This window comes from Serratia sp. BIGb0234 (assembly GCF_024809915.1).
Taxonomy (GTDB): Bacteria; Pseudomonadota; Gammaproteobacteria; order Enterobacterales; family Enterobacteriaceae; genus Serratia; species Serratia liquefaciens.
In genome coordinates, this window is record NZ_JANUEI010000002.1 from 1 (window position 1) to 15,998 (window position 15,998).

Annotated in this window: 25 protein-coding genes and 1 pseudogene; 1 reads left to right on the forward strand and 25 read right to left on the reverse strand. The window is 50.1% G+C overall.

Features of this window, described 5'->3' with window-relative positions; genetic code table 11:
• Positions 1 to 54: 54 nt before the first annotated feature.
• The 20 genes and pseudogenes from M2407_RS06890 to M2407_RS06985 all read right to left on the reverse strand — a co-directional run.
• Positions 55 to 384 (reverse strand): hypothetical protein, encoded by a 330-nt coding sequence (locus M2407_RS06890; RefSeq protein WP_259217347.1) that lies wholly within the window; start codon positions 382 to 384, stop codon positions 55 to 57.
• Positions 374 to 733, reverse strand: coding sequence for a hypothetical protein (locus tag M2407_RS06895; RefSeq protein WP_116690604.1), 360 nt, complete (start codon positions 731 to 733; stop codon positions 374 to 376). The genes M2407_RS06890 and M2407_RS06895 overlap by 11 nt, the downstream gene beginning before the upstream one ends.
• An 87-nt stretch (positions 734 to 820) precedes the next feature.
• The gene (locus tag M2407_RS06900) at positions 821 to 1,495 is read right to left on the reverse strand and encodes a DUF6246 family protein (RefSeq protein WP_259217348.1); all 675 of its coding nucleotides are present in this window, start codon (positions 1,493 to 1,495) and stop codon (positions 821 to 823) included.
• Positions 1,496 to 1,549: 54 nt separating this feature from the next.
• Complete coding sequence (locus M2407_RS06905) at positions 1,550 to 2,299, reverse strand: Ig-like domain-containing protein (protein WP_259217349.1); 750 nt, start codon at positions 2,297 to 2,299, stop codon at positions 1,550 to 1,552.
• Positions 2,300 to 2,360: 61 nt separating this feature from the next.
• Positions 2,361 to 2,744, reverse strand: a complete 384-nt coding sequence (locus M2407_RS06910) for a hypothetical protein (RefSeq protein WP_259217351.1) — start codon at positions 2,742 to 2,744, stop codon at positions 2,361 to 2,363.
• Positions 2,741 to 3,139: an HK97 gp10 family phage protein gene (locus tag M2407_RS06915; RefSeq protein ID WP_259217352.1), complete on the reverse strand. Its 399-nt coding sequence runs from the start codon at positions 3,137 to 3,139 to the stop codon at positions 2,741 to 2,743. Before M2407_RS06915 ends, M2407_RS06910 begins: the two co-directional genes overlap by 4 nt.
• A gap of 2 nt (positions 3,140 to 3,141) precedes the next feature.
• Positions 3,142 to 3,489, reverse strand: coding sequence for a hypothetical protein (locus M2407_RS06920; protein WP_259217354.1), 348 nt, complete (start codon positions 3,487 to 3,489; stop codon positions 3,142 to 3,144).
• Between the two features lie 171 nt (positions 3,490 to 3,660).
• Complete coding sequence (locus M2407_RS06925) at positions 3,661 to 4,059, reverse strand: hypothetical protein (protein ID WP_187961395.1); 399 nt, start codon at positions 4,057 to 4,059, stop codon at positions 3,661 to 3,663.
• 67 nt (positions 4,060 to 4,126) lie between these two features.
• Complete coding sequence (locus M2407_RS06930; RefSeq protein WP_115058980.1) at positions 4,127 to 4,420, reverse strand: hypothetical protein; 294 nt, start codon at positions 4,418 to 4,420, stop codon at positions 4,127 to 4,129.
• Positions 4,421 to 4,429: 9 nt separating this feature from the next.
• Positions 4,430 to 5,506: a major capsid protein gene (locus M2407_RS06935; RefSeq protein ID WP_259217357.1), complete on the reverse strand. Its 1,077-nt coding sequence runs from the start codon at positions 5,504 to 5,506 to the stop codon at positions 4,430 to 4,432.
• An 11-nt stretch (positions 5,507 to 5,517) separates the two neighbouring features.
• A complete protein-coding gene (locus M2407_RS06940) occupies positions 5,518 to 5,970 on the reverse strand; it encodes a hypothetical protein (RefSeq protein WP_187961397.1) in 453 nt (150 codons plus the stop codon).
• Between the two features lie 12 nt (positions 5,971 to 5,982).
• Complete coding sequence (locus tag M2407_RS06945) at positions 5,983 to 7,248, reverse strand: hypothetical protein (protein ID WP_259217359.1); 1,266 nt, start codon at positions 7,246 to 7,248, stop codon at positions 5,983 to 5,985.
• A gap of 3 nt (positions 7,249 to 7,251) precedes the next feature.
• The gene (locus tag M2407_RS06950) at positions 7,252 to 8,178 is read right to left on the reverse strand and encodes a phage head morphogenesis protein (RefSeq protein WP_259217360.1); all 927 of its coding nucleotides are present in this window, start codon (positions 8,176 to 8,178) and stop codon (positions 7,252 to 7,254) included.
• A complete protein-coding gene (locus M2407_RS06955; protein WP_259217362.1) occupies positions 8,162 to 9,490 on the reverse strand; it encodes an anti-CBASS protein Acb1 family protein in 1,329 nt (442 codons plus the stop codon). The genes M2407_RS06950 and M2407_RS06955 overlap by 17 nt, the downstream gene beginning before the upstream one ends.
• Before the next feature lie 51 nt (positions 9,491 to 9,541).
• Positions 9,542 to 9,901, reverse strand: a complete 360-nt coding sequence (locus M2407_RS06960; protein WP_259217364.1) for a hypothetical protein — start codon at positions 9,899 to 9,901, stop codon at positions 9,542 to 9,544.
• Between the two features lie 61 nt (positions 9,902 to 9,962).
• On the reverse strand, positions 9,963 to 11,216 hold the full coding sequence (locus tag M2407_RS06965; RefSeq protein WP_259217365.1) for a PBSX family phage terminase large subunit: 1,254 nt from the start codon (positions 11,214 to 11,216) through the stop codon (positions 9,963 to 9,965).
• A complete protein-coding gene (locus M2407_RS06970) occupies positions 11,213 to 11,668 on the reverse strand; it encodes a DUF2280 domain-containing protein (RefSeq protein WP_115058988.1) in 456 nt (151 codons plus the stop codon). The genes M2407_RS06965 and M2407_RS06970 overlap by 4 nt, the downstream gene beginning before the upstream one ends.
• Positions 11,669 to 11,699: 31 nt before the next feature.
• A complete protein-coding gene (locus M2407_RS06975) occupies positions 11,700 to 12,350 on the reverse strand; it encodes a putative metallopeptidase (protein ID WP_259217368.1) in 651 nt (216 codons plus the stop codon).
• Positions 12,351 to 12,414: 64 nt separating this feature from the next.
• Positions 12,415 to 12,660 carry a DUF2560 family protein gene (locus M2407_RS06980; protein ID WP_259217370.1) on the reverse strand — a complete coding sequence of 82 codons (246 nt, stop codon included), beginning with the start codon at positions 12,658 to 12,660 and terminating at the stop codon, positions 12,415 to 12,417.
• Between the two features lie 140 nt (positions 12,661 to 12,800).
• Positions 12,801 to 12,977, reverse strand: a pseudogene (locus tag M2407_RS06985) (DNA polymerase III subunit theta); the annotation flags it as partial.
• A gap of 580 nt (positions 12,978 to 13,557) precedes the next feature.
• Between M2407_RS06985 and M2407_RS06990 the strand changes: the two are divergent.
• Positions 13,558 to 13,938 carry a hypothetical protein gene (locus tag M2407_RS06990; protein WP_259217374.1) on the forward strand — a complete coding sequence of 127 codons (381 nt, stop codon included), beginning with the start codon at positions 13,558 to 13,560 and terminating at the stop codon, positions 13,936 to 13,938.
• Positions 13,939 to 13,978: 40 nt separating this feature from the next.
• Here M2407_RS06990 and lysC read toward each other — a convergent pair whose 3' ends face one another.
• The 5 genes from lysC to M2407_RS07015 all read right to left on the reverse strand — a co-directional run bounded on the left by lysC (position 13,979) and on the right by M2407_RS07015 (position 15,856).
• Positions 13,979 to 14,245 carry an Rz1-like lysis system protein LysC gene (lysC, locus tag M2407_RS06995; protein WP_310445618.1) on the reverse strand — a complete coding sequence of 89 codons (267 nt, stop codon included), beginning with the start codon at positions 14,243 to 14,245 and terminating at the stop codon, positions 13,979 to 13,981.
• The gene (locus M2407_RS07000; protein ID WP_259217378.1) at positions 14,130 to 14,504 is read right to left on the reverse strand and encodes a hypothetical protein; all 375 of its coding nucleotides are present in this window, start codon (positions 14,502 to 14,504) and stop codon (positions 14,130 to 14,132) included. The genes lysC and M2407_RS07000 overlap by 116 nt, the downstream gene beginning before the upstream one ends.
• A complete protein-coding gene (locus tag M2407_RS07005) occupies positions 14,501 to 15,031 on the reverse strand; it encodes a lysozyme (RefSeq protein ID WP_259217380.1) in 531 nt (176 codons plus the stop codon). The genes M2407_RS07000 and M2407_RS07005 overlap by 4 nt, the downstream gene beginning before the upstream one ends.
• A gap of 2 nt (positions 15,032 to 15,033) precedes the next feature.
• On the reverse strand, positions 15,034 to 15,279 hold the full coding sequence (locus tag M2407_RS07010; protein ID WP_037419444.1) for a phage holin: 246 nt from the start codon (positions 15,277 to 15,279) through the stop codon (positions 15,034 to 15,036).
• Positions 15,280 to 15,448: 169 nt separating this feature from the next.
• Positions 15,449 to 15,856, reverse strand: coding sequence for a hypothetical protein (locus tag M2407_RS07015; protein WP_259217382.1), 408 nt, complete (start codon positions 15,854 to 15,856; stop codon positions 15,449 to 15,451).
• Between the last annotated feature and the right edge of the window lie 142 nt (positions 15,857 to 15,998).

The window sequence follows — 15,998 nt, forward strand, 5'->3', positions numbered from 1 at the left end:
GAATTCTTCAGTGAACGTTTTGACTGACATAAACACTCCTTCATTAGGCCTCCATTATGAGGCAAAAAAGTGTCTACGAAACCCGGGTCTATTCATATCCATCGAATCGGAAGACGGTTTTTTATCAACCGACTCCTTGAGACCTGAGAACTTCTCAACCAAAACGGCTAGACTTTTATCAATGGATCCCACTGTCCCTTCTACCTTCAGCATGGTCAGCTTGAGTTCAGACACGTCCGATTTGATATGCTCAACGTCAGCCTCAAGCTTGGCAACTCTGGCTTCTATCATACCATCACCTCCATCACCACCGCCTCCATGCCAGGTATATTTAGGATAATCAGCCAACGATGTTACTCCGTAATCCTTCGCATCATTGGCCATTCCCACATCCCTCTTCAACCCATTTTAAAACTGGCCATACAGCTATATGGTGTGTAAAGCCGCAGTTTCTGCAAATCACACGATACTGATAGTCCATTATCGAAAACGGTGGACCAGGAGCATCAAGCTTAACATAGCTAACGTATGTTATGGACTCACCCCCATCAGGCCCGACAGTTGTAAGTCCAACTTCTGGAATTCCTATGTCTTCGCTACCACAAAGAAGACACTGAAAAACAGGCACGCCACGCTTGTAAAGAAACTCAGAAAGATGTTTTGGGCTAACTTTTTCAAGTCTACTCTCAAGTAAAAGCCGATTTTGTCTATTGTGGTCAGCTTCATTGTTCATGGTAGTTACTCTTTATCACTTTATTGTAAATTTACCATGTAGCCATTCGGCTATGTTACTGATCTTTTGATCACCAGAAGCAGAGGACTATCTTTTCTTCTCCATCATCGCCTGCCAGCGCTTCTCATCTTCTTCCATCACCTGATCGTACTCTTCGCGCGTGAAGCCTTTCTGCTCTGGGTACTTTGCCGCCAGCAGCAACTGAAACTCGGTCATCGAAAGGAGCTCTGCTTCGGCGCGAGGCATGTTGAAGTGATTCCGTGCTGCGCTGATGTACTCGAAGGCGTTGAACTCGTTCACGTAGCTGTTCGACTCATGCCGTTGCAGCTTTCGCACCTTCGCCTTACCGATAATGCCGTGAGTGATGAGCGCCTGCCCAAGCACGATGATATCACTTATTGGCATCTTGCCCTGGCGAAACACAAATGCTCTCTTACCTCTTTTACTCGGCTTAAGTTCACCCACCAACGCGCTGATATCTTCATCACAGCATGCCTGCATGACGATCATTCCCGCATAGATGGCATCGCTACTGAATGAAGGTGCATTGATGTGCTCCAGTAACCACGCAGGGATCGCGCCATATGCTTCCATGGCGGCTTCAAGTAACCTCGGGGCATCGCTGGTATGAAGTTCGGCAAAACGCTCCACAATCGCCGCTGGCGAGCCTATGCGGGAGATGTTGGCGAACGACGGCCTAAAGAAGTAATCGCGGTCTGTATCGGAGATAAGCATCTCGCCAATTTCGGTGAACGGTATCATTGATTAAACCTCGAATAATTATCATCAAGGGCACATGCATGCCCTTTGTGATAGTTACGCGGTGACGGTGATCGCGCTGGTCGATGTCTTAGCACCATCGCTAGAGGTGAAAGTGATAATCGCCGAACCAGCGGAAACCCCAGTGACCAGACCTGATTGGTTAACCGTGGCCTTGCCGGTTGCAGAAGATGACCAGGTACCGGTTTTATCACTGGCATCAACTGGCGCAAAGGTAGTGGTGAGTTGCTGAGTCGCCCCGACAGCAATGCTTGCTGTTGCCGGAGCTATAGTGACGCCGGTAACCGGAATATCATCGCCAACTTCAAACACCACGGTATCTGCGTCGGCAACTTTCCACTCACCAGAGAAAGTGGAAATGTCAGTGCCGCCGAAATCACCAGACCAGGATGTAGTGTTGAAGTACCCCATAATGTAGGTGCCAGAATCTTCGCCAACGAAGTCGAAACGAAGCCATAAAGTTGGCTGGCGGCCTGCTTGCACTTCATCAAAGATGTATTTGGAGATATGAATCGCGCCGATCTCGGTGGTTTTGTCCTTCTTACGGAACTCACCTTCCCCTGAAATGGTGAAATCCATGTTCGTGACAAGGCTCTCAACGAGCCCTTTGGTGTCGTCAGCCTCCGACGTCACCGTATTCGGGGAGAAGTCGAACCCTTTAGTTGTCAGCGCACCGAGGCGCTTCCAGTCGCTTAGAGCAGGCAGTGCATCAGCACAGCCGAATGCAGCACGAAGAACGGCAACTTTACCGATCAGCTTGCCGGTGTCATTTGGACAACCTTGCATGTGTTACCTCTTCAAATAAAAAAGGCCGCCCGTAGGCAGCCTGATGGATAGATATGTGCGGTTATTCGCCGTAGGTGCAGCAGACCAGCAGTCGGTAAATGATACGGCCTTCTACCGACACAATAGGTGCAGGAAGCCCACCAAGTAACCTCATGGCCCCAACGCAACTATCAGCGCCTTCCTGGTCACTGATGAAATCAGCAATTCTGTTCGCTGCAGCATCAGCTTCAGCGTTCTTGCCCTTCGCGCCAACTACATCGACCATCACGAAAAAATCACCACCACGGTCATGCTGAACGTCAGATCCACCGCCTGGGCGGAACACAATGAAGGCATCGGATGGCTTGCCTGTGTCATTCCACATCAGAATTTGGATGGTGAAACCAGCAGTCAGCCCTGCATCTTCGAAGTGGTCGCGGAGTCGGCGATACACTGGAGGGGTCACAGCTTCATCTCCTTCCGGATTATGTCATCCACCTGGCGTCGAGTTTTCTCGGCCGCTTTTGTCAGGAATTTGGGTTCGCCAGACGGATCCCAGTAATTACCTCGGTTGTTTGGCCGAGGCAGTCCCTTCATGATGCCACTGGCGTTGTGAACGTAGACGGCGTAGTTAGCGGAGTACCCAATGCGGCCAGTAATGCGCGTGCCGTTAATCATGGTTTCTTGGAACTGTGAGTTCACCAGGGTGCCGGTATCCATCGGTGTCATAAGTGCTGACTCTGCGCCGATAATGAACATTGCGGATTTGATTGCCCTAACCGCTTTACGTGTCCGAACATCCTCTACGACAGCATCCAAGCGTCGCTGTGCTGCCTTGACGCCCTTTATCATTACGCCCATGGTTACGCTCCCGTCAGGATGGCGATGTCTTCAGCGAGGCGCTCAAGCGTATCGGCATACCGTACTACTTGCATTACTTCATCAGCACCTGCAGCGATCGGGTCTACAGCTGTAGACTTTCCAATTAATAGGTAGTCGCCAGCCTTAGCCCCCGTGAACTCAGTCCAGACGGTATTTTTTACCGTTATCTCAGAACCGATATTGCTCAGTTTTTTCGATAACCCACCTTCGTAATCGCACATGATGATTTCAGGCATTGCCCATCCAAGTGGATCGCCCGCTTCACTGTTGCCAAGGTTACGCCAGAAAGTGGCCTCTGCTGTATACGACCAATCAGCTACAGAAGACATGTCACTCCCTCCAACTAACCACTGATGGCCGTTCAGTTGCGATTCGAGGGCAATTGATTGTCCATTCACCGCTACTGCTCACGAAGCCAGTGGCTTGCTTATTGGTGTCGGTTTTTATCCAGACTCGTTCAAACGGCTTTGGTAAACGTTCGGCTACCGGAACCCACATCATCACTTGCCCCCACACATACAGCCGCCCTTCCCAATCCAGAGTCCAGCAAAGGCTTTATTTGTTGGGTCAGGTGGAGTTATCGATGCAGCGCAACCGTATTTGTCGAGCCCGCGCAGTAGGTTCAGCGCTCCCTTCCAGCGGTCGGAGAATGCTTGATAACGGAATGAACGTGACGCTCCACTTGGCGCTGTTTGCGAGCTGATGTATTTATCACCCTGGCCCAACCCCATCAGCGCTAATAGATAAAGTTGAATGAGCAACGCTGTCGATTCAGGATAATGCTCATCCAGACACGCCTGAATGCTGTTAGCCTGATCCACCAGCGCGGACAGGACGAAATCAGGCAGAGTGATACCCTGTGACTGCAAGTATTCTTTGGCCCTTTCGATAGTCACCATGGCTGATTCCTGGAAAGAGTTACCCCGCCGAAACGGGGCATAAAAAAACCGCCTTTAGCGGCGGCTGTTATTCAGCAGGGAACAATTTTTCAAGTTCACCATCAGGCAGCAACTCGGCAAGCCGATCCGCACCAAGGTTACCCTTGAATTCGATACCCAACTCAGTCAGCCGGGTCGCAATAGTCTCTTTCCGAGACTTGGTTTCGTTACCTGCATCAGGGGTTGCCGGTGTCAATTCACCACCAGCCTCACCAAGCATCGGACGAACGTTGGATTTCAATGCTGGGTGCAGTTTTTCCAGCTCCAACACATCACCGACTTTCACGCCATTCCAGGGGCGAATTACTTCGTACTTAGCCATGCTCACCTCTTACGCCAGATCGGCACCGTAGACAACACCGGACAGGCCCTGATCATCTGCGGTGATTTGCAGACCTTCGGCGGACATGATCTGGAAGTTGTAGTTAACGTTCGGCAGTGGACGCGGCAAAGGAATAACCCCCTGAGCCATACCAACCAGAGGTGATATCACGTCTTTTCGGCGGACATAGGCGATGAACTCATTACCTTTAAGTGCAAACGTAGGACGGATTTCTTTTACTGACGCAAACGGTAGAGCAGCTTGCAAAACGTTGCCGCTAATCACGCCGTTGACGACATAAGGTTGTGCAAGATTTGCCCAGATTTCGTCACTAACCCACATAACGTCATACTTGGAAACCTTGTTCGCACGTGCGTTGGAACCAAACGCGCCTTTACCAAAGAATTCAATCCATTGCACAGCATTAGCCGAGGTGAGGTCGATATTGGCTCCACCTGCCCCTGCACCAAGGTTAATCTTCTTGGTGTTGCGATGGTTCTTCATACCCTGGGCCTTGTAGCCCTGAACTTGGATTTTTTCATCGCCGCTCAGGTAGTAGGCAACCCGGCGTTTATTAACTTTACGCAACTTAGCCGACTGAGAATCTAGCACCAGATCGACACCTACAGAATTAAGACCTGCAGCATGTCTCCAGTTTACCCCGTAACCGGAAGTGAACACAGGAATTGGGTCGCCGTCGCTATCGTAGTCAGTATGATCGAATGAGAACGGAGCCTGACCGTCAATGCTTACTGATACATCATCAGCAATATCGCCGACAACGTTATAAAGCTTTGCAGTTTTACCAACAGAAAGAACCGTCTGGATACCCATCAAGTCGTTGATGATTTCCATGCCGTCTTCCTGGTCGCGCAACTGCAAGATCTGGTTATCGATCTCAGCCCAGAATTCGCGAGCGAAGCCACCGACCGCATTACACGCCAACATTTCCTGCGTCATATGCGCACGGTTTGCAGCAATCATGGCATTGTGCTGAGAATTCCAGATGTTTCGGTTAGCCCACAGCTCATTCCAGTGACCACCGAGGCGGCTGTTTGCAGCCAATGTCTCTTTGGAGAAATACATATATTTTCCTTTTACGGTGCAGGCGCTGCTGCGACGGTGCCTACGCGCATACGCACGCGAATGAAATCGGTAGTGCTGGCCGCAATGGTTGCTTCATCCTGGCTATAGCCGATTACCGAGTCAGTATCAGCGGTTGCCAGCGTGAATTGACCATTTGCGCCGAGCTTGATAGGGCTGTCCTTTTTATACGCACCAGGTACGCACAGCAGAGCCAGTTCACGGCCTTCTTCCACGTAGTTACCTACTGCAGAGTCACCGGCAGGGACAGCTTCAGTGATTTTCAGTCCCTGATGGTAAGCAACATCGATGATGTAAATACGGCCTTTAAGCGCGGCTGCCTGAGCAAACTCATCGCTGGCGTTGATGACAGCAGCAGTGCCTGGCAGAAGTGCTGCGGCAGTGGTGCGGGTTTCGGTCTTGTACAGAGACTGACCGTCGATATTTACGCGACGATAACGTGGCATTGGCTGGCCCCCTTATTTGAAATATGCATCGGCAACAGGCGCGCCGGTTTCTTGCTGATGCTGGCCGGAGTTACCTGCCAGAGGAGCGGCTTCTCCCAGAGACTTGAACATTACGTCCAGAGCGTCACCTTTGAGCGCGTTGGCTACGATATCGCCATGAACCTTCGCAACAGCCTCACGCTTGGTTTGTTCTTCAGCGCGAGAGTTGGCGGTCAGTGTTTCGGCCAGTTGAGTATGGTTGGCCTGCAATGCATCAACTTTTTCAGTGATCGGTTTGAGTGCATCGGCGAAGTTGGCAGCCAGGCCTTTGCCGATTTCGGTGATCAGCTCTTGTTTCTCTTCAGTGGTTAAAGGCATGTCGCCCTCCGTTTGGTGGTTTTGTGCAGGTTGTCCCTGCGGAGTGAATAAGGATTTAACTTTGTTGGCGACTACCGTCACCCAGGACTCTTGGCGCGCTACCGGTGTGCCGGTATCGTCAAAGGTGATCTTCCCGCCGTCAGAGGAATAACCGTAGACCTGTGCGGTTCCGCCATTACGCATGATTACGACTTGCGAATCGGTAAAGTCAGCAACCCACGCGTATTCATTTTCACCTGGCGCAAATTTGGCTTTTGCAGCCCTATCAAGTCGCAACTCCCGATCACGATAAGACTCGCCCACCAGTGCACCGGAATTTGCCTTGAGCGGCATCGCAAGGTCGGCGTTAACCATTAGTCCAACACCCTGCTCCGGTGTCGCTGCGCCTACCTCATGCAGCAGAATGGCGTCGTGATCCATGCCGTGAATCTTCGCTACCCATTTGGCACCGGTAGACTTCTGCTGCTCGTTTGGCTCTAACTGGTCAAGGAATACCGCTACGCTTGTATGAATCGGCGGAACATCTTCACCGCGCTCAATTGCGGCGACACGTTCGATCAGTTCCCTTCCGCCTTCGCTTTGATTGGCGGTCAGGGTATCAACCCATTTTTCCAGGTAAATTCGGTTCCCTGACTTCTTGACGTTCCGGTTCCAAGCGCCGATATGGCCCTGATTGATGCCTTCAGGAGAAAAGGCGGAGATGAATGCGCCGTTGAGTTGCGGATGCCCTAATGGTGCCAGGGTGCCTTCCAGCCCTGCATAATGCGCATCGATTTCGCTGGCTGTATAAAGTCCGTCATTCATGACGACGTTTGCCGGTAGCGTGTAGCTTGGCAAAATAAGATGTTCGCGCCCGTTGTACGTCTCACGGCGAATAGCCTGACTATTTACCTTCGTGGTTACGTTAACTTGAACTTTCATTGATTAACCCTCTGCCCATTTGTAGCCTCTCTCCTTCATGTCACTTAGCGTCTGCTTAGCTTTATCGATGATCGAAGGGATGAGAGGGTTTCCTTTGTCACCCACCAGCACGGAAAGCTGAGAGCACTTACAGTTGATGGCGTTGCCGCTTTTGGTGTACCACTCCCTAACCTCATCTTGTGTGTACAGATGCGCATGCCTGACGGCGTGTGTGGCGCGGGTTGTGGGGCTTAGTGCAGAGATATGCAGCAGCTTTGTTTTGATGCCGTAGCGGTCTTGTGCGTCTTGTGCTTCGTCCCAGCGAGCGCGCCGGAGAGCGGTGGTGATTTCGGTTCTGGCTATGCGATTAGCACGCCGGGTTTCAATGCCGGTTTGCTCGTTCAAGTTTTTAGCCACGTCCAGCGGATTGAGCCCCCTGGCAATACCGTCTGTCAGAATGCGCGCCATATCGTTTTTTACTTGCGCGCTGAGCCCTTTCATCATTTCGAATTCACGGGCTCTAACCAAAATAATGCGAAGCTGATACGGCTCGCTTAACAGGATGCTGGGTACATCCTGCTGACCGGCAGCATAAGCAGAAGATTGCTGAGATAGGTTGTAATACTCCTGTGCCGTTCCGCGTTGGTAAGCCACAGACACATAGCGCCCGAAGAACCACAAATTGAACTCCCCACCCTCCAGCAAAATCTCATCCACCAGCGCCTCCCCGTTCTGTAGCAACATTGAGAGAAAGCCCTGATCAAGTCGGAAGGTATAACGTTCGTTGACTACAGGTTCTGAGGGGATCCGGTTAAGAATATCGATGTAGCCTTTCGTTATCAGCTTCATGCGTTTTGCAAACTCACGCATGGCACCTCGCTCAAGCTTATCGACTCCGGTGGGGTCTTTGATGTTACTCGGCAGTATTGGAGGCTTAGGTTTCCTCGTCATCCCCTGTTTCTCCAAGTAGGTCACCGCCTTCGGTCTCGAATCCTGCAGCAGTTCGAATTTCATCACCACTGAATGGGGCCACGTCTCCACTTTCGACCATGGCTTTGTTCACCTCAGCCATAGTTTTGGAGTCAGCCAATCGTTCAGCTCGCGTCTGCTGATTGAGGTCATCCCAAATAACCGTCTTCTTTCCTACTGAATCGATAATTTTCAGGTCAATCAGCTTGTCGCAGAAGTCCTCTATTTCGAACGATAGATCGCCGCGACGGCTCTGGCAGCGACCGTTCATGTACTTCTGGTCTTCGGTGCTCGAACGTTCAGCCTGTTGGTTGCCAACCAGTATCCGCGTCGGGATATCAACGCCAGCAGAAGCCGTCTGCAGGTTTACGTTATAGGTCGGGCTGGGATCTGATACAGGCGAAACCAGCGAGGTTACATTGGCCCCCTGGAGACTCATCAGCACGTCGTTACCGCGGTTCATCTCGCGGGCCGCCTCGTTGAACTTGTCCTGCAACTCGTCAACGCTTACACCGTACATTGACGCGAGACTGCCAAAGTCGATCTCTTTGTCGAAGCTGAGCGCGAGCTGGCGTGCCGCGTTCTTCAGAAATGACTCGCCAGAGCCGCCCTCTACCTTCTCCAAGCTGACAAAGGCGTTATACGCAGGCTCCAGGAAGCCAATAGCATCGTCGGTGTAGTCGCCGAGGATAAATATTCGGTCAGGATGAATATCAACACGGCGGGTCGAACCATTCGACAGGCGTTCGGTGTACTGCCACATCTTCGGCTTGCCATAGGTTTTCGAATTAAGCCCACCATCCCATTCGCTAACATTCAGCGAACCCGCCCAGGCCACCGTCACTTTTTCCAGCCCGCGTCCTTTCGTGGCTTCGAGGTTCCAGGCTTTGTCGTCGCGAATGTGCAACAGGATACCTGAGTATCGACCTACGAGGCGTCTACGGTCAGCATCCGAAAAGGCACGCCATAACCGGTTAGTGAACGCCTGTTTGGTTTTTTTCTCCCAGGCTGTTTCCTCGCGCTTTTCGTCCGACTTATCACCCTCAATGATTTCCGGGTTGGTCTGCCAGCATTTACCCACCAGCTTTTCGACAGCACCATGAGCAATACCACCGCGGCGATACAACGAGTAGAGATTGTCGTAAGTAATCTGGTCAGGGAAGCCGTATTCACACCATGCTGAGCCGCGCTTATTGTCCAGGCCCATCGATGGCCCCAGCATCCCCATACGGGCACGCTCAATCCTGGCGTCGTTCAACGCGTGGTTGACGGCCAGTTGGAGATTTTTATTCATGTCGATTCCGTCTGATATTTTTCAGGTAATAAAAAAGGCCGCCGTAGCGACCTATTTCATTTTTTTTATGATGCGGGCAATTTCTGGATTGAATATCACAAAATTATGTTCATCATACTGAACAGCATCAAGTTCGCTAACGATGTGTATTTCCGCAAGTTTTGGGTCGAACTGATCGGCTGTCGCATCATAAATTGTTTTTTCATGCCTAACCCAATAATGATCTCTTGGATGCCCATCTAAATCTTTGAATGTTCCTATGCAGAGACTGGTTCTTATCCCCGCCTCAGAAGCTTTATAGCAAATCGCCAAGCTTACTTCTTTGCAGTAAAACTGATCTTCCAGTAATTCAGTCTCATCTCGTAAACGCCTCGCTTCCAGACATATAGCTTTAAGTGGTTCGCCACCCATAATTTATCCTCTATCAACCGAAGTGAGTAGCTTGCCATTTTAAAAGTTATTCATCTAGCACTTACCTTCCTTGTAGCCGTTTAGGGAGCATTACTCCCATGGATTGAGGTTTGCGTTTGATATACGCGTCCAAACTGTATCGAATTCCATCCCAGCAGTGCTCATAGCCATCTGCAAGCTTTGGCAATACTTCGCCAGTAATGCGATCTGTTTTGTAAGACCACAGACGCGCTTCACGCGCCACATTCTTACAGCGGGGGTGAATAATTATTTCATCGAAACCGCGCAGGTAGGCTATGCCATCTTCCACACTACCCTGCCATTTTTCGGCGGAGGAAATGTTAAATCCTTGCCGTTTTAGGTAGCTGATTGTTTCTGGTCGCGCTGAGTCAGCTTTAATGGGCCAATCCCGTACGCCGGGTATGGTGTCGTAGAGCTCCGGCATATGATCCAGTTCGGTATGAACACCATATGCCTCATATTCGATATAGAGACGATTGTGCAGAATGAACGAGCGGATCAGAGTGTTTGGGTCTTTAGCAAAGCCAAAGTCCGCACCGAGATGCAGCCGTTCCGCTTCTTTCCATAGGCTGTCTGAGAACTCTGCGACTCGGTATTTGCCAGCCAGCACCTGCTTATCTGAGTTTTCGAGGTAAGCACCCTCCCATACCCATGCATATGTTGCAGCGTCGAGTCGGCGCTGGTCATTAATGCGCTCCCCCTCTAACACGTCAGGAAACCACGGGTTGTCTGTGTAGTTCATTTCGACTGTTATGCAGTCATCACCGGCCTCTTTCCGAAACCGCTTATCCGTTGCACTACCGTCGCGTTCAGGGTTCCAGGTCACCCAAATCTCTGAACCTTCCTCGCGCACAGTAGGGCTGAGCTTCTGCCAGGCTATTTCACTGACTGACTCAGCCTCATCAACCCAACAGAGCAGGATCCGCGCCTTAGACTTGATGCTGTCGAGGTTATGACGCAGGCCGCAGAATACGTAGTTCACGCTCTTGTCGATGGTACGAATGTACTTCTCTCCGATATCGAAGTTAGCAGCCAGCCATGGAACAGATAGGATCGCTTGCTTCACTTCCTGCATGCTGGACTCTTCCAGTGAGTTCATGAATTCACGTGCGCAAAGCACAACACCGCTCTCACCGTTCATCATCGACTGGTAGGCTTTCACCGCTGTCATGAGGGCGAACGTACGCGTTTTTGCACTTCCACGGCCACCATGAGAGCAGCGATAACGCTTATTAATGGCAATGAACAATGGAGCTAGTTTTGCTGGGATCGGTAGTTGTACGACTTCACTCATGATTTTGGCTCAATGGGTAGAAGCTGAATAACGGTCGGCTTTGGCGTCATACTCCCGTCAGGGCTGGTGTGCTCCACTTTTTGTTTATTGCTATAGGCGTCACCCACCTCTTTAGCCGCCTGTTCCATTAGCTGAGCAGTCATCCCATAGTTTTTGGATTTCTCAGTATTGGCGGCCATCCGGTCAAGGACACGCAAGCGATAAGCTTTATTGGCTATGGGTATGTCGGCTATTTCATTCTGAAAGCGCGTCCGGGTTTCATAGAACAGCCCTACCCATTTCTTTGCGAGCCCCTTCCCGCTAGCCTTAGTCGGATCATGCGACTCGGCCTGTTGCGGAGTAATTTTGATGCCAAACTCTTTTTGGACGGACTCCACAACAATAGATAGGGTATCGAAGCACGCAAGCGATTGAATGATGAAGGCTTTTACATCTGGTTTTAATGCAGCCATAAATCACCATTCTTCCAAAGCATTCCAAAATTTACGCCAGCCGCAACATGCAGTTACCGCATGCCCTGGCAATGTTTAGTTGTACTACCTCCGCAGGCTTGTTAGCCGCATCAACCATTTCCTGAACTTCCACGCTTGCACCGTATCGCCTTACCACACCTACAAACTCTTCAACATCGTGGCCGCGCAGCTTGAGCACCGGCTGGCCTTCTTTGTTGAACTTCGGCGAGCCAAAATCATCAGTAGCCTGGGCGATGTGGTAGAGCTCATGCTCAACCAATGCGCAGAACTCCAGATCAGAACACTGTGAGCAGTAATCCGCAGCCAGTGTGATGATGAACTTCGGAATCTCGCCGAACCATTCATGCATCTGCTGTTCCATTCTGGCCTTCTGCCAGCCACCTGCACGCATCGCTACCTCTTCGGCCTGTCCGAGCACGTACCGCCCTTTCTTTTCGAAAGCAGATGATGCCCACATGAACTGGATATCTGCATCCAAAAGGTGAGAGTGGTCAGGATTGTGCAGGCTGCCGGTGTCGCTCAGGATTTGGCTAATAAGCCACTCTTTCACTTCGTTTGCTGGAACAAGGCCGATGTATGGCATCAGTTGATGTGACTCTATGAATTGCAGTGGCGGGGATGGACGCCGCTCATGGCTTTCATCCGGTACTTGCTTCGCCATGGCTATCTCCTGCTGGTTATCAGTAGCATTGAATCAGCCACTCACTGAATGGCTGCTGCGATGCCTATGAACCAACCGACTCAAACAGAGGTAATGCCTCTTTGCTCTCTTGGATCGACTTCATGGTTCGGGAAATAATGTCAGGGAACTCAGTCGTGCGGTTAAACTGCTGCTCGAACAAGTTCGCTTTGAAAGGACTGTCAGCCACGAACTCAATGGCCAGCGCTGCCGCTGCTGTGTCGTAACCCACAAGCATTAACAATCGGAGGCGGATACTCTGCCCCTGTGTGATTTCTACCGTTTCAGACATTAAAGCCTCCAGTTTTGCGGGCATAAAAAAACCCGCCGAAGCGGGTCGTTATCGATGTTCTGTTACTTCTTACCGTTGGCCTCAGCCATTTGCAGATAGACGGCGGAGGAGCCGTTGGGGAGTGTTTTGCTTACCCCTCAGTAGTGCGCTACTCGCTCACGGAAGTATTCACGTAAATGCTCGGGCTGCTCTCGCTCTACCTGCTCAGCTATCACTGGCTGGTTCATGCGCTCTTTATAGGCTACGCCTGACGCGGCAAGGTCTACGTTCACCTTGTCCATTTCTTCTTTTGGCAGATTGCCGAGATTGTATGTCATGAGATCCCCCTAGTTCAGAGGATGATACGCCAGCCTCCAGCGGTATGTAAGCCATTACGACTCACTAACGGGAAAGTGCCTAACAGCGGATAAACCCCGACTGTAGGCAATAGCCGACAGAATAGATTACGAACAGCGCTCAGAAGCCATGAAAGCTGATTCGGGACACTAGATAGCTACTCAACGAACTGACGAGCCTTGGAGGCTTTATGAATGATCATGAATTAATACAAATCGTCGTACACAGCCTAAGGCTGTTAACCCAACTAGCTAAGATCTTACTTCACGTCATCCGCAGAAAATTTCCTTCCCAGAAGTAACTCCCTCATCGCAGCATTAGCCACACCTCTCGGGGTTGCCTCGCCACTTTTGCCTTTCCGGCTTGCAAGACTGATCACCTATTGCATCAGACAGTTTTGTAAATGCAGTGGCTTTGTTTTGCTCATTACGCAACACCTAAATAGATGCTTTGTGAGGGGCAACCAATTCTCTACCTATAAAACTGGCTATTTGTTTACGTTAATAGCATGTTTGGTATGATCAATAACTTCAATTTACTGGATAAAATAAAGGTGCTGGAATGGAAAAGAAAAAAAGTGCTGTAGTAAGATTTACTGAAGGTGCTAATAATAACGTTGTTAGTAATGTCCGTGTCGGCCACATGGGCGGTGATGGCGTTGTTTTTGAAGGCGAGGCTCATAGTAATAAGGTAACTGATTTTTCAGTAGGGAATAGCAATTTAGCCTCCGCCATTGAATCAACTAAGGTTGAACTAGCAAATATCCAAATGGATGAGTCAGTTAAAGTTGAAATTATTCAAAAAATGGATGAGCTTAAAATAACGAAAGATAAAACTTCTCTATTCGAGAAATACAAGTCATTGATAAACCTAGCAGACAAGCACGTTAAAGTACTTGGAGCTGCATATGTAGGAATAAAAAACCTCTGGAATTTATTCTAACAGAATCGCCAATAGGCAATTTATGCCTATTGGTTTTCAACTAGTTGCTCATCATTCTTTTCCATTTGTTCAGCGCATCAACCTGTCCAGCACAGATTTTCAGTGTGGTTTGCAGTGCAAGCGTATAGCTCAGGGCATCACCCCAGGTGACTCCGTGCAGTTCTGGTTGCTCACATGGAGTGAATACCGATTCAGGGGGTAACAGTATGACCTGCTGTGGTGCCGGTGGCGGCGTTTTGCTGCAGGAGGTCAATAACAGCGGCAGGCATAGGACTATTCCCACATTTATTGTTTTTAAGTGCTTCACGTAATGCCCTCTGGTAGCGTTCACCCTGCTGGCGCAGTTGCTGCTCTCTTTGCTGTTGTTCTGCTGCTAAGGCTCTGTTCTTCCGGTCTTGTTCTTGCAGGGTTGAGATTAGTCCTGACTGCTGCGCCAGCTTGTTTTTTTGTTCTTCAACCTTCCTTTGAGCCTCTAGGTACTTGCTGTTGTAGTGATTAGCGTTCCAAATAAGGCCACCAGCAAGACAGGCAACGAATATACTCACCAATATCCAGTAGCGGTTCATTTATCCAGCCCCCAGCAAGCCAGCTCCGACTCCTGATCGCGGCGTATAAGCTGCCCGAAACAGTTATTAGACCGGATCCGACAGTCCCGACCGCCATCAAAAATCCAGCGCTTCATCTCTGTACAGGCTCCCAGCCGATCACCGGCATTCAGTTTTTTGTAGAACGTCGAAGTGAAGCATTTGCTGGGGCCAATGTTCCACGGACAGAATGAGGCAATACCGACTTTCTGAGGATCAGTCAGTGTCACCTTGATGTTGCGGTCTACCCAGGTGAGGGCCTTTTTCTGCTCGTCTGCATCAATTCGCTTGCATTGATCAGCAGTCAAGCGCATTCCTTTAATCACCTTCCGTCCGTCGACTGTGGTCACGCCACCGCAGATTGTCCAGATGCCGCCCGCATCCTGATACGCTATATTCCGCTGCCCTTCTTTCTCTTCCTGAAACTGCGCCATCATCACCGGAGCAGATGCGCCAGCGGCTATTAGTGCCAGCATAGCGGCGCTGAGCTTACTCTTCGTAGAAGCCATTATTAATCCTCTGCAGGCGGCGGCGTTACATACCCAGCTTTCAGGGCTTTCTCATAGGCTTTCGTCTGGCGGCTCTTGAAGTAGAAGTTCATCACGGCAGTGATCGCACCGATCACGAAGCCGCCCACTACAGCAACCTGGTTCCAGTCGAGGTCATGTAACCATTGCAAAATGCTGCCTCCACACACCAGCGTTGCAGAGGTGCAATAAGAAATGAATGTGGTGATTTTCTCCGGCATGATTTTCATACCTCCCCCTTCCGGGGATCTGTCCCGGTACCGGGTGAAAGGAATGGATTAGCGCCGCGAATGCGAGGCGACATACGTCATTGAGTGAGGCATTGGGCGCTAAATACGAAAAAGGCCCGCCGAAGCGAGCCTTATTATGTTTGGTGGTTATTTTGAGAGGTGGCTTGAACTACTTTTTAACAACGTCCCCTACGCATTTAACGGTAGACCAGCAGTTATGAATCATATCCACGCCACCTGATTTGCATACGGCATTCACGACAGCATCGCCTCCCATGATTGCAGCTTTATATCGCATGTCTTGTAGAGCCTCTGATCCTGTAGAAACGTCCGGGCCTGACGTCGTAGCAAAAATGTTCCCACCAATATTTGTAACCGTTGTTGTAGCGCTGGCGCGTCGAACGCAACTTACACCCGCAACCTCACCGATAATCTTCGCTTGCGGATATGGATTATTTGAATAACCTTCCATGTTTGCAAACTTTACTCGTGCATCTCGAGGCATGTCTTCAATATCGTTTGAGGCGCACCCAGCAAGCAACATGCAACCAATCAAAGCCAGTAATTTATTCTTCATTTTATGGACCTAAAGGAATATTCCGAAAAATAAAGCATACAATTAATGCGGATAATCAAAAAGATAAATTTGTATATCTGTTGCTGCGAAAACTCACCTGCTAGAAAACAGAAAAACCCGCACATTGGCGGGTTCTACTTAA

What these genes read in the sequence shown, in the direction of transcription:
- M2407_RS06890 (WP_259217347.1), bottom strand. Translation starts at nt 384, where the DNA reads ATGGCCAATGATGCGAAGGATTACGGAGTAACATCGTTGGCTGATTAT.
- M2407_RS06895 (WP_116690604.1), bottom strand. Translation starts at nt 733, where the DNA reads ATGAACAATGAAGCTGACCACAATAGACAAAATCGGCTTTTACTTGAG.
- M2407_RS06900 (WP_259217348.1), bottom strand. Translation starts at nt 1,495, where the DNA reads ATGATACCGTTCACCGAAATTGGCGAGATGCTTATCTCCGATACAGAC.
- M2407_RS06905 (WP_259217349.1), bottom strand. Translation starts at nt 2,299, where the DNA reads ATGCAAGGTTGTCCAAATGACACCGGCAAGCTGATCGGTAAAGTTGCC.
- M2407_RS06915 (WP_259217352.1), bottom strand. Translation starts at nt 3,139, where the DNA reads ATGGGCGTAATGATAAAGGGCGTCAAGGCAGCACAGCGACGCTTGGAT.
- M2407_RS06920 (WP_259217354.1), bottom strand. Translation starts at nt 3,489, where the DNA reads ATGTCTTCTGTAGCTGATTGGTCGTATACAGCAGAGGCCACTTTCTGG.
- M2407_RS06925 (WP_187961395.1), bottom strand. Translation starts at nt 4,059, where the DNA reads ATGGTGACTATCGAAAGGGCCAAAGAATACTTGCAGTCACAGGGTATC.
- M2407_RS06930 (WP_115058980.1), bottom strand. Translation starts at nt 4,420, where the DNA reads ATGGCTAAGTACGAAGTAATTCGCCCCTGGAATGGCGTGAAAGTCGGT.
- M2407_RS06935 (WP_259217357.1), bottom strand. Translation starts at nt 5,506, where the DNA reads ATGTATTTCTCCAAAGAGACATTGGCTGCAAACAGCCGCCTCGGTGGT.
- M2407_RS06940 (WP_187961397.1), bottom strand. Translation starts at nt 5,970, where the DNA reads ATGCCACGTTATCGTCGCGTAAATATCGACGGTCAGTCTCTGTACAAG.
- M2407_RS06945 (WP_259217359.1), bottom strand. Translation starts at nt 7,248, where the DNA reads ATGAAAGTTCAAGTTAACGTAACCACGAAGGTAAATAGTCAGGCTATT.
- M2407_RS06950 (WP_259217360.1), bottom strand. Translation starts at nt 8,178, where the DNA reads ATGACGAGGAAACCTAAGCCTCCAATACTGCCGAGTAACATCAAAGAC.
- M2407_RS06955 (WP_259217362.1), bottom strand. Translation starts at nt 9,490, where the DNA reads ATGAATAAAAATCTCCAACTGGCCGTCAACCACGCGTTGAACGACGCC.
- M2407_RS06960 (WP_259217364.1), bottom strand. Translation starts at nt 9,901, where the DNA reads ATGGGTGGCGAACCACTTAAAGCTATATGTCTGGAAGCGAGGCGTTTA.
- M2407_RS06965 (WP_259217365.1), bottom strand. Translation starts at nt 11,216, where the DNA reads ATGAGTGAAGTCGTACAACTACCGATCCCAGCAAAACTAGCTCCATTG.
- M2407_RS06970 (WP_115058988.1), bottom strand. Translation starts at nt 11,668, where the DNA reads ATGGCTGCATTAAAACCAGATGTAAAAGCCTTCATCATTCAATCGCTT.
- M2407_RS06975 (WP_259217368.1), bottom strand. Translation starts at nt 12,350, where the DNA reads ATGGCGAAGCAAGTACCGGATGAAAGCCATGAGCGGCGTCCATCCCCG.
- M2407_RS06980 (WP_259217370.1), bottom strand. Translation starts at nt 12,660, where the DNA reads ATGTCTGAAACGGTAGAAATCACACAGGGGCAGAGTATCCGCCTCCGA.
- M2407_RS06990 (WP_259217374.1), top strand. Translation starts at nt 13,558, where the DNA reads ATGGAAAAGAAAAAAAGTGCTGTAGTAAGATTTACTGAAGGTGCTAAT.
- M2407_RS07000 (WP_259217378.1), bottom strand. Translation starts at nt 14,504, where the DNA reads ATGAACCGCTACTGGATATTGGTGAGTATATTCGTTGCCTGTCTTGCT.
- M2407_RS07005 (WP_259217380.1), bottom strand. Translation starts at nt 15,031, where the DNA reads ATGGCTTCTACGAAGAGTAAGCTCAGCGCCGCTATGCTGGCACTAATA.
- M2407_RS07010 (WP_037419444.1), bottom strand. Translation starts at nt 15,279, where the DNA reads ATGAAAATCATGCCGGAGAAAATCACCACATTCATTTCTTATTGCACC.
- M2407_RS07015 (WP_259217382.1), bottom strand. Translation starts at nt 15,856, where the DNA reads ATGAAGAATAAATTACTGGCTTTGATTGGTTGCATGTTGCTTGCTGGG.